Raw genomic sequence first — 12757 nt, 5'->3', positions numbered from 1 at the left:
CGCACCTCCCTTCCCTGGTCATGTCCTCGGGCCTCCTCGCCTGTGCGCGCGCTTCCTCTTCCGCTCCGGCTCCGGCTCCGGCACGTCTCCCGGGATCTCGTACAGCGGTTCGCCGAGCACGTCCTCGCCGACCTGGGGGTCGACGCGGGCGGGTGGAGTCGGGTCGACGCGGTAGCGCGGTTTCGGTTTGCGTGGCGTGGGGTCGACCCGCACACGGCGGCCCGCCGCGGCGGCGGCCACGGGGTCGTCCTCGATGTCGATCCGCAGGCGCGCGTCCGGATCGGGCTCGACCTCTGCCGTCGTCCCGGGCTCGGGCTTGGGCTCGGGCTTGGGCCTGGCCTCTGTCGTGGCCTCGGGCTCGGGCTTGACCTCGGGCTTGGCCTCGGGCTCATGCCTGGCCTCTGTCGTGGCCTCGGGCCCGGGCTCGGGCTTGACCTCGGCCTTGGGCTTCGCCTTGGCCTTGGACTTCGCGTCCGCCTTGGCCTTGGCGTTCTCCTTCGCCGCTGCCTTGGCCTTCGACTTCGCCTTCGCCTTGGCCTTCGCCTCTGCCTTGGCCTTCGCTTTGGCCTCTGCCTTGGCCTGTGCCTTGGCCTCCGTCTTGCTCTTGGCCTTGGGTTCGGCCTCGGCCTTCTGCTGGGGCTTGAGCTTGGGCTTGGGTTCGGCTGCGGGCTCGGGCTTCGGCTTGGTCTCCGGCCTGGCCTTCGCCTTCTCCGGGGGCCGGAGCTGCGGTCCTGCGTCGGCTGCCGTCCCCCTCGGACTCGCCCTCCGGGTGACCCTCGGCGCTCGCTTCCTCTGCTTCGCAGCCCTCAACCGATCGAGCAGCTCCAGCTGCTCCGCGTCGGTCAGCCAGTCCAGGTTGTGCCGGTACTTGGCGAACCACTCGACGAAACTCTCATGGGGCACGCCCACGTCACGCGGCAGGTGCTTCCCGCTGATGAGTTTCTCCTTGATCTCGGACAGCGCACGGATCACGCCTTCCGCCCCGCCCTCCTTCCTCGCCTCGACCAGCGTCTGCGTGATCCACTTGTAGTAGTTGTCCGTGTGCAGCACCTCGTGACGCGTCCAGCCCTGGGGGATGATCTTCGGGTCCATGGAGGTCCTGGGCAGGTAGACACCGTTCAGCGGGTCGTCTGCCGGATTGATGCCCACCTCCTCGAGGATGGCCCTGGGCACCTCGGCACGAACGTCGCGCGCCGCGGCGGCGTGGTGCGGAACGTTCCCCTCCTCCTGGTACTGGCCGATGCGTTCCATGGACTGCCTCAACTCGTACGAGGGCGACCCGGCCACCCCGGTCTTCGACTTGAGCTCGTCGCGGGCGCTGAGTGCCTGCGCCGGAGCCTCCTCGGCCTCGTGATGCAGGGCCTTGGCCTCGCGGGTCGCCTTCCCCTCCGCCTCCGCCACGATGTCGGCGACGTGTCCCTCGGTCGTGGCCTCGGCCTTGACCAGGTCCTCGAACTTCTCCAGCTGCTCCATGGCCTTCGCGGGGTCGGTCTCTGCCGCCCGCGAGATCTGCCGTAGCGCGTTCTCCATCGCCTTCGGGTTCTTGACCTCGCCCTTGGGGAACCGCTTGCGCAGTTCCTTGATCCGCTGCTTGACCGGGGCGAGTTCAGCGGCCGTCGCCTTGACGCGGGGCGCCTTGGGCGGCCGGTCCACCCGCCGCCATGCCCCCTTCTTCCCCTGGTTGAGCTTCTCGACCAGCTCGCCGAACTCCACGGCCTTGCCCTCGGCCATGTGCTGCGCGCGCATCTTCTCCAGCTTCGCGATCATGGCGTCGAAGGCCTCCGCGCTTCCGCCGGAGCGGGAGTGCATCTGGCCCACGACGGTGATCCCGTACTGATGCACGGCCTCCATGCGCCGGCTGTCCCCCGCCAGCATCGCCAGCAGGTCCGCCTTCACCTGGGCGCGGGGCCCGATCCGACCGAAGCCGATCTGCTCCAGCATCTTGGCGAACCGGGCGCCCTCGCCGTCCTGGAGCGCTTCGACGACCTTGGAGACCTCGGCGATCTCGAAGCCGTCCTTCCCCGTCAGGCGGGCGAAGGTCTGCGCCAGCTCCGGTGTGAGACCACCCGACTTGGCACCCAGCACCCCCAGTACCTCGGCCTTCGGCCGGAGCTCGGCGAGCACGGGGCCGAACCGGGGATGCTCCATCAGCGCTGCCAGGTGGGTGCCCTCGGCTATGTCGACCTCCTGCAGTACGGCGCCGAGACGGATGCCGTCCTCTTCGGGCAGCATGAGCATCAGGTCCACGACCGCGTGCTCGTCCTTGAGCCCCCTCAGTACGGCGCTGCCCGCGTGCAGCGCCCCGGCCAGCCGGGTGAAGCGGGCGGCGATCCGCTCGCCTTCGAACGCCTTGACCATCTTGAGGAAGCGCAGGATGGCGACGATCTTCTCGATCTTGGCCAGTGCCTCGACGACGGCCTGGATCTCCGACATCCAGGTGAGCGCCTCGACGATCACGGCCCACTTGATCCTCGTGAGCGCTCGCGGACCGACTCCGAGGATCGCGGCTCCGCGCAGCCCGTGGACGAGCGCCTTGCCGACGTGCTTGATCAGATCGCTCAGCCGCCTCGTCGACACGGGATCGCCGAATTGAGCCAGGTGGCAGGTCACCACGAGTTCGTGGAGAGCCCAGAGCCCCGACAGGATCTTCTCGGGCTGGGTCAGCATGATCTTCAGGGATTCGAGCATGCCCAGGACGAATCCCATGACCGCTCTGACGGCCTCCTCGATCTCGATCGCCTGCTTGAGGCCGATGACGGCGGTCTGCTCCTGCCGTACGTTGTGGCTGAGCCCCGCGTCGTGGCGCATCGTCAGGTTCAGGGCCTCGGCGACGAGATCGACGAATTCCCTCATCGTCAGGGTCTGCTCGGCGCCGAACTTCTCGCCGACCGCCGTGAGGAGGTCCCAGAGGTCGCTTCCCATGTCGGCGAAGAGCTGTTCGTACAGGCCGGCCTCGATCAGGCGCGCCCGGACCGCCTTCAACTCAGACCGGTCCTTCAGCGAGATCATGATCTGGATGATCGCGCTGCGGTGTTCCTCGAACGTCCACGCCTTGACCAGGACTTCCAGGTACCTTGCCCTCGCCTCCTCGCCTGTCAGAGCAAACGCCTTCGCGTTCATCTCGGCCAGCTGGGCGGCGGCCTTTTCCAGATCCTCGTCGTTCCCGGCGAGGCCGGAGGTCACCAGGCGGTCGACTTCCTGGAAGGTGAGGAGCTTCAACTCTTCGGCGGAGAGCCAGAATTCCTGTGCCGACCGGCTCATCCGGATCCAGCGCCTGCCCTCGTCCGAGTCTCCCCACACCCAGCCGCGTTCCTTGGTCCACAGCAGGTTCACCGCGTACCGGTGACCGTCCAGCGTGGAGATGAAGGGCAGGACGCGGAAGCCCGTGAAGGTGCTGATCTTCTGGCCTTCGAGCTCCCAGTTCGCCACGGGTCTGCCGATGGTCTCGTCGGTGACGGTGGGTGCCGTGGCGACGGCGAGGTAGTAGCTCTCGGACGTTCCGAGCGAACCCTCCAGGATGACGAAGGAGCGGGCGCCGAAGAGGTGGTCACCGAGTTGGACCGCGTGGATGAGGCTGCGCGAGCGTGCGTAGCGGGTCGCCTCACCCAGCAGCACGAGCTGCGTGGCGCCGATGACCATCACGGCGCGTCCGTCGACCGGGCTCGGTCCTTCGACGACCTGGCTCTGCGGATCCGACACCACGGTGACGCTCGTCTTCCTTCGAGTGCCGCCGGTGGCAGCCAGGCGCACGTCCTCCGTCCCGCCCTCCTCGGCTGCGGCGGCTTCCTCCGGCGACACCCATGGGGCGCGGGTGGTGCCGGGCGTGGGCGCAGCGGGCTGCGGCGACGTCTGCTCGGGCGAGGGGGTGAGGGAAGGGGCCGGCGGGGTGGTGGAGGAGGCCGGTGGGGTGGCGGAGGGGGCCGGTGGGCTCGCGGCCGTGTCCTTGGAGGTAGCCGTGTCCTTGGCGGTGGCCGTCCCGGAGGTCTGTAGCGTGTCGGCCGGCGGCTCGCCGGATTCCGCGGTCTCCTTCGTCTCCTGCGCCGGGGTCTTGCCCGGGCGGTCCTTGCCCGTCCCCTGCCCGGATCGCTCCATTCCCTCCCCACCGGATCGCTCCTTTCCCTCCCCACCGGCTCCCGCCGTCTCTTCCCTTCCGTCCTCCGGGTCCGACACGGCCATGGCGAAGGTGAGATGTCCGCGCGCCTCCAGAGCCGACGCCACCGGCGATCCGGTCGCCGTCGCGTCGACGGCCGTCGGCCCGCCCGGGCGCGGGCCGGCGATCCCCGCGTTCCGGTCGTCCTTGTCGACGGCCCGGGCGACCGCGCCGAGCAGCAGCGTTTCCAACTGCGCTTGGTAGGAGGGGTGTTCGCCGGGCCCGGTGAAATCCACCGACGTCGGTAGATGGAGTCGTCGGTACGCCACGCCGCTTGCCGCCGTCTCCGCGGCGGTGACCGGCGTGACCTCGACGAGTGCCTTCACGGGGCCGCCCGCCCGCGGTCGGCGGCGTCGGCCGGGACGATGTCGGGGAATCCCGCGGCGGCGACCTTCGCCCGGGCGTACTCCAGGCGTGCGATCAGTGCCTGCTCGACCACCTCGGCCAGGCGTTCCAGACCGGCGGGCGAGGGCGTCCCGGTGATCCTGACCGTGATGGGGAAATGGCAGGTGATCGTGGTGGGCATGTGAACTCTCCGGGCCGCGCGGTCAGCTGAGGGCCTCGTACAAGGCCTCGTAGATGCCAGAGACGAGTTCCTGGCGGGTCTCCTCGGCGATGTCTCCCGCCAGGACCACTTCGATCGGGAAGTGGAAGTGGAGTTCCGCCCCCGGACCGGAGACCATGACGGGCTCCGGTCCCGTGACCTCGGGCAGCGCGCCCGGCTGCTCGGCTTCCTGGTGCGACATGGGGTCCTCCGTACTCACGTCAGGTCGTGGTGGTGACTTCCAGGCAGACACAGTTGAAGGTGGTGGTCGGCACGCCGTCGATGAGGACCGTGGTCGCGGCGGACGTGATGAAGCATTCGCTGAACAGGATCTGCTGGAACGTCCAGTCCTTGCCGGAAGCCTCCTGGAGGCCGATGTTGAAGCTCTCGTGGTGCAGGGCGATGTCGGTGAGCTTGGCGACCACCGGGCCGATCGCCTTCACCGCCATGGAGAAGGTGAACGCCTTGGGCTGGACGACGTGGGCGACGTTGTCGGCCTCCAGTGAATGCAGGGGCTGCACCGGACTGTTGAACGTGGGGCTGAAGGAGTCGATGGGGGTGACCGCCGTGGTGCCGAGCATCACCGTCAACCGGGTGTCCCACTTGACCTCGGGCATCTCATCGCTCCTTAACCCTTGAGGACCAGCTTGACGGCGATCTGGTGGATCACGCCCGCGTAGACGACCGAGACCTCCATGTCGACGTTCCGGCCGCTCCGCCCCTTCCTGATCAGCTCGAGTTCCTCGGCGCTCAGGGTGGCGCGGTCGCGTTCCAGGAGCACGAGCAGCGGGATGTGGATGGCGTAGCTCTCGATCACGCCGCGGCTCACCAGGGGCGAGAGCGCGCCCTGGACGAGCGTGACGACCGTGCGCAGCCCCGGGCGGTCGATGCGGACGTCGCCGACGGCCTCGATCAGCGTGGCCTTGATCCGGAAGCTGATGTCGTCCAGGGTCCGCACGATGTCGATGTACTTCTTGTTGCCGCTCGGGCTGGCGGTGAGCCCCTCGCCCAGGTACAGGCCGTGGCCGGGGAGCAGCACCGGGCTCGTCACCCAGTTGATCGAGGCGTCGTAGTAGTCCTGGATCTCGGCGGCCGTGAAGAGGGCGGTCATCTCGATGGAGATCGGCTTGAGCAGGAGGGAGATGTGGGGTTCCTGGCCCGCGATCACTCCGGCGACCGCCGCCGCCACGTCGTCGCCGGACTTGTGCGCGACCAGGACCATGCGGTTGTCGTGGATCGACCCCTTGTTCAGGGCGATCTGCTTGCTCTGCGTCAGGGTCTGGTCCAGCATGGCGACTCCGATGCGCTCGCTGCCGTCTCCGCCGCTGTTGGACACCTCGATGACGTGCTTGGCCAGGAGGTCGACCGGGTGGCTGGTGGCCGGAGTCTCGTTCAACGGAGTGTTGGCGAGGACGACGATCTGCGCCGGGACGTCCTTGGCCGCAGTGAACGCGCCGGTCCAGACGGGGCTGTCGAAGGCCACCTCAAGGCCCCAGACCTTGGTCGGGGGCGGCGTCTGCCGGAAGGCCAGGGCGATGGCGGCGGCGAGATCACTCAGGCCGAGAGCGACCACCGGGTCGTCCGCCGCGTGGGGTTTCGTCAGGTTGTCGTCGAGGCTCCAGGTGGACTTGCCGCCCGTCACGTCGCCCGCGCTCGCTATCGTGCGGACCTCGACCGAGTCGTCCTTCCCGATCGCGACCTGCGTTCCGACCGGGAACTTGGCCGCGGCCTGGGCGGTCTTGGTGGGGGGTTCGACCTTGTCCACCAGCTTGGTCGTCCCCTTCGGGTACGCCGTCTCGGCGTCGCCCGGGTACGTGAACGGCCGGGCGTCCGTGGCCACGCCCCCGAAGGCTCCCTTGCCGATGACGAGAATGTCCCCGAAGGCTCTGGTGGCGGGCGCGAAGAGATCGCTGCTCGCTGTGACAGTGATGTAGTTGAACGGCATCGACTGCTCCTCACCGTGTGCGCGCCCGGTCTCCGGGGAGGGGGCGCGGCCGGTGCCCGCCGGATGCTCAGGGCGCCGTCTCGAAGACGGCGACGAATCCCTGGGTCGCCAGCAGATCGCCGACCAGTTGCTCGGTCGTCCGTGACGGTTCGTCGGTGGCGGTGGCGGGGAAGACCGCCAGCCACGCGCTGGAGGCGAGCAGGGCGGTGCCGTCGTGGGCCTCCGGCTGCGGACTCGCCATGTCGACCGCCCGTCTGGCCTGGCTGAGCCGGCGCAGCGCGCCGACGGGGTCGAGGCGGTCGAAGATGAGCGTCGACACCCGCAGGGGGAGGCTGCGGGCCGGCGCCGAGGGATCGAAGGGTGGTGGGTCCTCGTACTGGAGCCGGTAGGCCCGCTCGAACTCGTCCTGCCGTGCCCCGGCGCCGCCGGCCGCCGCCCAGGCGTCCGCTTCCACCGACGAGAGAAGGCTGCCGACCGGTGCCACCTTCACCGTGACCACGGTCTCCAGCGACATGTCGATCCAGTGCACCGGGGGTGTCGCCGGGATCTCGACGGTGGCACGGGCCTGTTCCGTGGTGGGGATCGACTTGTCCCATGATCCGTGGACGGCGATCGTGGCGTGGACGGCGGTCTGGAACTCCGTGCGGTCGACGCGGACGGACTCCACCGATCTGATGTCGAGCTGGGCCGGGTCGTAGACGGAGACCAGCAGCGACCGCACGCGCTCGCGCTCCGGGTCGGCGGCCGGGACCAACAGTGCCTCCACGTTCTCCGGTCGTAGATACCGGAGCATCAGACCGTCCGTGAAGGGAATCGTCGCTGTCATCGTGCTGTCGCCATCAACCGGTGTTGAACTGCGGGAGGCAGAAGGCGCAGCCGTTGAAGCCACGTGCCTGCGCCTCCTGTATGCGCGCGTACGGCTGCTTGTGCGCATCGCTGATCTGGTTCCAGAGCGGACACGTCTTGATGTGCACCTCGCCGGTCTTCGGATTGGCGAAGAACCATTCGTCCAGGTCCTTGATGGCGACGATCTCGAGCGTGACGCGTCCGGCCACCTCGAAGTCCTGGACCTGGGTGGCGATGAGGTCGTAGCTCTTGAGGTGTTCGGCCTCGTGGGAGAAGTCGACCGTGAGGACGGCCGACACCTCGTCATGGGCGTCGAGCCGGAAACCGTCGACGAGCGCCGTGTCGCCGCCGGACATCTGCAGCGTGGAGCGGACGTCTCCGGGCTCCGTCACCTCCACGTGGGTGAGGGTGGAGGGCTCCACGATACGGCTCAGGGTCCGGATGGTGATCTGGGTGTCCGGTGGCATGCTCGTGGCGTCCAGCTCCCACGAGTCGTCCGTCGCCGTCGGCCCGCCCCGGAGCAGGAAGGTGAAGCTGCTCTGGCCACCCAGGATGGACTTCTTCGGGTAGACGTTGCGCTGGCCCACGTTGTTGTCGTAGCGCACGAGCCGGTCGTGCGGCACCGGCTTCGCCGAGGTGGACGTGATGGCGGGATCGTCCGCACCGTGCACGATCGCGATCAGGCATTCATGACCTTCGATGGTCGGCGTCCAGGGGAAGGGGCCGACGCGCACGGAGCCACCGGGCGGGATCGGTGAACGGATCAGGGCGTCCTGGCTGATCGGCTTGAAGCTGGACGGCCACGTCATGCCGGTCCCCGGGTCGCACCGGTAGGTGTTGAGGGTGAACCGGTCGGCCCCGGCCTCCACGGTCCCCCGGTTGTGCACGCGCACGTAGAGGTAGTTCTCCCTATCCACGATGGGATCCTGGGGCCCCGCCTCGGGGTCCTCCCCCGGGCTGTCCTTGGGCTGGTTGCGGACCCAGATGTCGGGCGAGGTCCAGTACGGCTCCTCGCTCGGCAGGAGACCGGTGTCCTGGTCCGAGTCGGCGATGAACACGTCGACGTCCGGCCTCGGCCAGAGCCCCTGGCGGACGAAGGCGTCGTTCATCACGTAGTGGTGCAGACCGCCGTTGACCGTGACGTCCGCGGCGATCAGGGCCTCGCCCAGGAGGACGGCGTTCTTCTTGCTCTGGGGTGTGTTCGCCGGGATGCGCGGGATCATCGCCAGGAGGGTCTTGATCATCTTGTCGGCGGCCTTCTTCCGCACCTCACTCACATTCGACTTCCCGCCCATGCCGAGGTAGCACTGCCACAGCGCCGAAGCCAGCATGGAGGTGCGCTCTTCGGCGGAGTAGTCGCCGAAGTCCGCGTCGTCGAAGCGCTGGGTCAGGTCGAGCCGGCGTGCGTGACTCCACTGGTCCTGCGCGTTGTTGTCGAAGGGGAAGGTCTCGGTGCGCCGGTTCTGCGCCTTGTTGAACTGGTCCCGGTAGATGCCGGCCATGACGTCGCAGATGCTGTGCTCGTACTCCAGGGGTTCCGTGGCGCCGGGCCTGAGCCACTGCACGACCCCGTGCGTGTACTCGTGCACGATAATGCCGAGGTCGGCGGCCCCCGGTACGAGCTTCATGTCGAAACGCATCCGCGGGGGTGTCGTCGTGCCGATCCACTCGCTCTTGTCGGTGCTGTCGGCTCCCTGCGGGTCGATCTCGACCTTGATCATGCGGGCGTTGAGCACCGGGTCGCCCAGGCTGCGGAGATACCGGGCGAAGGAGTCGGTCCAGTAGTAGGCGTTCGCACTGAGGAACGCCTTGTCCTTGGGGTGGGTGGCGAACACGAAGGTGGGGGAGTCCGACTCCGGCTGGGCGAACCCCGAGGCGTCCCAGTCGACGCAGCGGCACCAGTCGCCGTCGAGGCGGAACCTGCCGTCGCCGTCGGGCGACGCGATCTGTGTCTGGACCTCGTGGGCGAACGGCTTCAGCATGTCGTCGGTGGACAGGGAATTCAGGTCCTTGCCCGACTCCGTCACGGGGTCGGGTACGTAGACGTTGAGCGTCGCCGTCACGTAATGACCCGCGATCCCTATCCAGAGCAGCTTCCCGGTGACGGCGTCGACGACGACGCGGAAGTGCTCGAAGGGGCCGGTGGTCTCGACGATGAGGTCGTGGACGAGGTGCAGCTTGCCGTCGGGGCGTCTCTGCCCCTGCTTCAGGAGCGCGGCCGGGGCGGTGGGGCGGTCCGCGCCCGGGAGCGGGGGCCTGGACGTGTCCCGGAGGTAGACCAGATTGTCGCGGACGACGGTGACGGCCTCGTACCCCTCACGGAAGGGTGCGAGCGCGCTCTTCTCGACGAGGTCGGGGGCCTGCGCCTCGCTCACGTCGGGGGCGTCCGAGACATCGGCCTCCGTCGTGTTCTCCGCCTGAACGACGGCCGCCTGCCCCGTGTCCGCCACCATCAGGAGCGTGGCGCCCAGTATGGGGACGTCCTGGTGGAACTGTTGGTAGCGGACGTTGAGTGTCCCCGAGGCCTCGTCCTTGCTGACCTCTCGGAGATCCGTGCCGTCCGTCCCGAGCTCCCCCGCGCGCTCGCGTACGAAGGTGTTGACGGCCCTGCGGGCGGTCGGCGCGCGGAAGAGGGTCGCCCCGGGGTCGACGTATCTGCGCAGGACGCCCCCGGTGTCCCGGTGCTCCCCGACCCCGCGAAACAGCTTCAGGGGCAGGCCGGGCTGCGGGCCCGGGTCGTTCCTGTGCCTGCGTTCCTCGTTCCGGCCCATGACGTGCTCCTCTGCGCACACGGATCCACACCCCCTGGCGGCCCGCCCCTCGATGATGGGCGTCGCCGCCCGGACCGCAGTCGACCGACCGCTGCGGTGCGGGCGGCGCCGGGTTCGTCAAGGGGCCTCCGCGGACGTGGGGGCCGGGACGCACCTGGGGCGGCCGGCGCCTCCTGCGGCCTGCGCGGCCACCGGGCCGGCGTGGTCGGGGAGCGGGAGGTGCGGGGAGGTACGGAGCGCCGCCATCGCGGGGCCGCCGGCGGCGACCGCCGTACGGATCACGAAGGTGCTGCAGTGGTGCCCGCCGCTCATGGCTCCTGCTCCCATCACCTGCGGCCGCGTCCCCTCATTCAGCTTAGACACGTGCGCGCCGGGCGGCCACGCAGCCGGTTCGGCCGAAGCCCCTTTGGTCACCGACCGTGTTGATCGGCCGTCACTGTTCACCGACAGTGCTGATCGACCGTCACTGTTCCCGGGCGTCACCGCGTCAGGCGCTGTTGGCGTCCAGGAGGCTGCAGGTGCGGTCGCTCGCGCCGCTGAGGGTGAGGGGGACGCCGAGGCCCGCGCACATGCGGTGGGCGCGGGCGAGGGCGCTGAGGGTGGCGGGGCTGGGGTCGGCGGCCGGGACCGCGATGACCACCCGGGCGGGCCGGTGCTCCTGGACGAGGGCCTGGATCTGGAGGGCGGCCGCGGCGCGGTTGGTGACGTCCAGGTCGCGGTGGAGCGTCACGTGCAGGGCGTCGTGACGTACGGCGTGGCTGATGAGCAAGGGTCCCTCCGCACAGGAGACGAGGAAGGCCCACGGGGGGACGTCGGTGTGGGCGGTTCGTCCGAGGATGTCACGAGTGGCGGCTCTGTGGCGCTCTCGTGGCGTGCACGGCGCGGAGTGTCCGTCCGGATCAGTTGAACCCGCAGGGCCTCCGGGCGCCTCCGGGCGCTCCGGGAGCGAGGGCCGCCGGGGCGGCGGTGGTCCCGGGATGGGCCGGAGCCCGGGCCGCGCAGCGGGCCCGGGCTCCGGCGGGGTGCACGTGAGCCGTACACCGGCGTGGCTGCCCGCCTCCCGGACGGGCGTCACGCGCGTGAGTTTCAGTGCCAGTACTTCATGGTCGAACCTCCTCCCCCGCTCGTGGGCGCAGAGTGACCTCGAAGCGGTCGAGACCGCGGAGGGTCAGATTGCGCCGGTGGTCCGGTTCCGCGACAGCCCGTGCGTCCGGGTAGTCCCTGGCCAGGGCCCCGAGGACCGATCCGGCGAGCCGGATCGCCATGGACGCGCCCAGACAGGCATGGGCCCCGCGTCCGAACCCGAGGTGCGGGTTCGGGGCGCGGTCGAGTCGCAGTTCTGTGGGGTGGTCGAACCGCAGCGGGTCGTGGTTGGCCGCGCCGAGGAAGAGCGTGACCGGATCACCCGCCTTGAGGGTGACTCCACCCAGTTCGGTGTCGGTGACGCAGACCCGGGCGTCCGCCTGGACCGGTGCGTCGTACCGGATGAGTTCGTCCACGGCCGCGGCCGGGCTCGCCCGGAACGCGTCGAGCGCGCCGGGGGTGGTGAGGAGGGCGGCCGCGGCGTTGCCGAGGAGCCGCGAGGCGGATTCGTAGCCCGCGTGGAGCACGGCGCGCAGACTGTTCCGAAGAACCGTTTCTGCCACGCCACTGTCCGCCGCATGCTCCGCCACGTACGCGATGAGGCCTTCCTTCGGCGGATCCGCGAGCCACCCGCCGGCGTACTCCGCGAGCCTCGCGCGGGCCGCGACGGCGGGCTCGTGCTTCTCGGGCCACAGCCCGGCGTCCATACCGTCGACGACGGTACGGGACATCGGCACGAACCAGTCGAGCTCGGGCGCGGGGACGCCGAGGAAGGCGGTGACGAAACGGAGGGCGACCGGCTCGGCCAGCTCCCCGACGAAGTCGAAGGAGGGCCGCGGGGCCAGCTCCGCGAGCAGGTCCGCGATCTGCTGGTCCAGGCCGTCGTGCAGGGCCTGGCGGTCCTGGGCGCGGAAGCCGTCGAGCAGCAGGTGCCGGATGGCGGTGTGCTCCGGCGGGTCGAGGGTCTGGACGCTCAGCAGCGGGGCGGGGATGTCCTCCCCGGCGCGGCGCCAGTCGGAGGCGAAACGGTTGCTGTCCGTGAGCACCGCGAGGCAGTCGGCGTGGCGGGTGAGGACCCAGGAACCGAGCAGTTCGTGCCAGAAGACCGGCGCGGCCTCCCGCATCCGGGCATAGGCCGGGTAGGGGTTCCGCAGGATCGACGGGCGGGCCAGATCCAGGATCGGGTCCACGGCTGCCGCTTGCTCCACGAAACGTCTCCCCCTGTGCATCGGGCCTGGTTGAGGCCTTGGCTGCCTGCGAGTCGAGCGGTGCGAGACGCCGGATCACCGGTGGGTGGAACGCCTCGCTGGTGCTTCACCGGCTGTTCGCCGGTCCTTCCCCGTACATCATCCGAGCCGAGCGCCGGTGACGCTACCACGCAACTGGGGTGGCTGGTATGACTACCTGCCAGAGATCTT

Annotated in this window: 10 protein-coding genes; all 10 read right to left on the bottom strand. The window is 69.6% G+C overall.

The window, feature by feature from the left end; genetic code table 11:
* Positions 1–18 precede the first annotated feature (18 nt).
* The 10 genes from ACN9MM_RS33230 to ACN9MM_RS33185 all read right to left on the bottom strand — a co-directional run bounded on the left by ACN9MM_RS33230 (position 19) and on the right by ACN9MM_RS33185 (position 12547).
* Complete coding sequence (locus ACN9MM_RS33230; protein WP_426367431.1) at positions 19–4341, bottom strand: AHH domain-containing protein; 4323 nt, start codon at positions 4339–4341, stop codon at positions 19–21.
* A 131-nt stretch (positions 4342–4472) separates the two neighbouring features.
* Positions 4473–4676, bottom strand: coding sequence for a hypothetical protein (locus ACN9MM_RS33225; RefSeq protein WP_426367430.1), 204 nt, complete (start codon positions 4674–4676; stop codon positions 4473–4475).
* 22 nt (positions 4677–4698) lie between these two features.
* Positions 4699–4896 (bottom strand): hypothetical protein, encoded by a 198-nt coding sequence (locus ACN9MM_RS33220; RefSeq protein WP_426367429.1) that lies wholly within the window; start codon positions 4894–4896, stop codon positions 4699–4701.
* 19 nt (positions 4897–4915) lie between these two features.
* Positions 4916–5311 (bottom strand): hypothetical protein, encoded by a 396-nt coding sequence (locus ACN9MM_RS33215; RefSeq protein ID WP_383784478.1) that lies wholly within the window; start codon positions 5309–5311, stop codon positions 4916–4918.
* Positions 5312–5322: 11 nt separating this feature from the next.
* Positions 5323–6639: a hypothetical protein gene (locus ACN9MM_RS33210; protein WP_426367428.1), complete on the bottom strand. Its 1317-nt coding sequence runs from the start codon at positions 6637–6639 to the stop codon at positions 5323–5325.
* A gap of 67 nt (positions 6640–6706) precedes the next feature.
* Positions 6707–7465, bottom strand: a complete 759-nt coding sequence (locus ACN9MM_RS33205) for a hypothetical protein (RefSeq protein WP_426367427.1) — start codon at positions 7463–7465, stop codon at positions 6707–6709.
* 13 nt (positions 7466–7478) lie between these two features.
* Entirely contained in the window at positions 7479–10256 is a 2778-nt protein-coding gene (locus ACN9MM_RS33200; RefSeq protein ID WP_426367425.1) for a hypothetical protein, read from the bottom strand.
* A 117-nt stretch (positions 10257–10373) separates the two neighbouring features.
* Positions 10374–10568: a hypothetical protein gene (locus ACN9MM_RS33195; protein WP_426367424.1), complete on the bottom strand. Its 195-nt coding sequence runs from the start codon at positions 10566–10568 to the stop codon at positions 10374–10376.
* Between the two features lie 175 nt (positions 10569–10743).
* On the bottom strand, positions 10744–11025 hold the full coding sequence (locus ACN9MM_RS33190) for a hypothetical protein (RefSeq protein WP_426367423.1): 282 nt from the start codon (positions 11023–11025) through the stop codon (positions 10744–10746).
* Positions 11026–11356: 331 nt separating this feature from the next.
* Positions 11357–12547: a cytochrome P450 gene (locus tag ACN9MM_RS33185; RefSeq protein WP_426367422.1), complete on the bottom strand. Its 1191-nt coding sequence runs from the start codon at positions 12545–12547 to the stop codon at positions 11357–11359.
* Between the last annotated feature and the right edge of the window lie 210 nt (positions 12548–12757).

It is taken from the genome of Streptomyces sp. E-08, from assembly GCF_049913095.1.
Classification (GTDB): Bacteria; Actinomycetota; Actinomycetes; order Streptomycetales; family Streptomycetaceae; genus Streptomyces.
The sequence above is the reverse complement of the archived record's forward strand: the minus strand, read 5'-3'. Positions and strand labels throughout refer to the sequence as shown.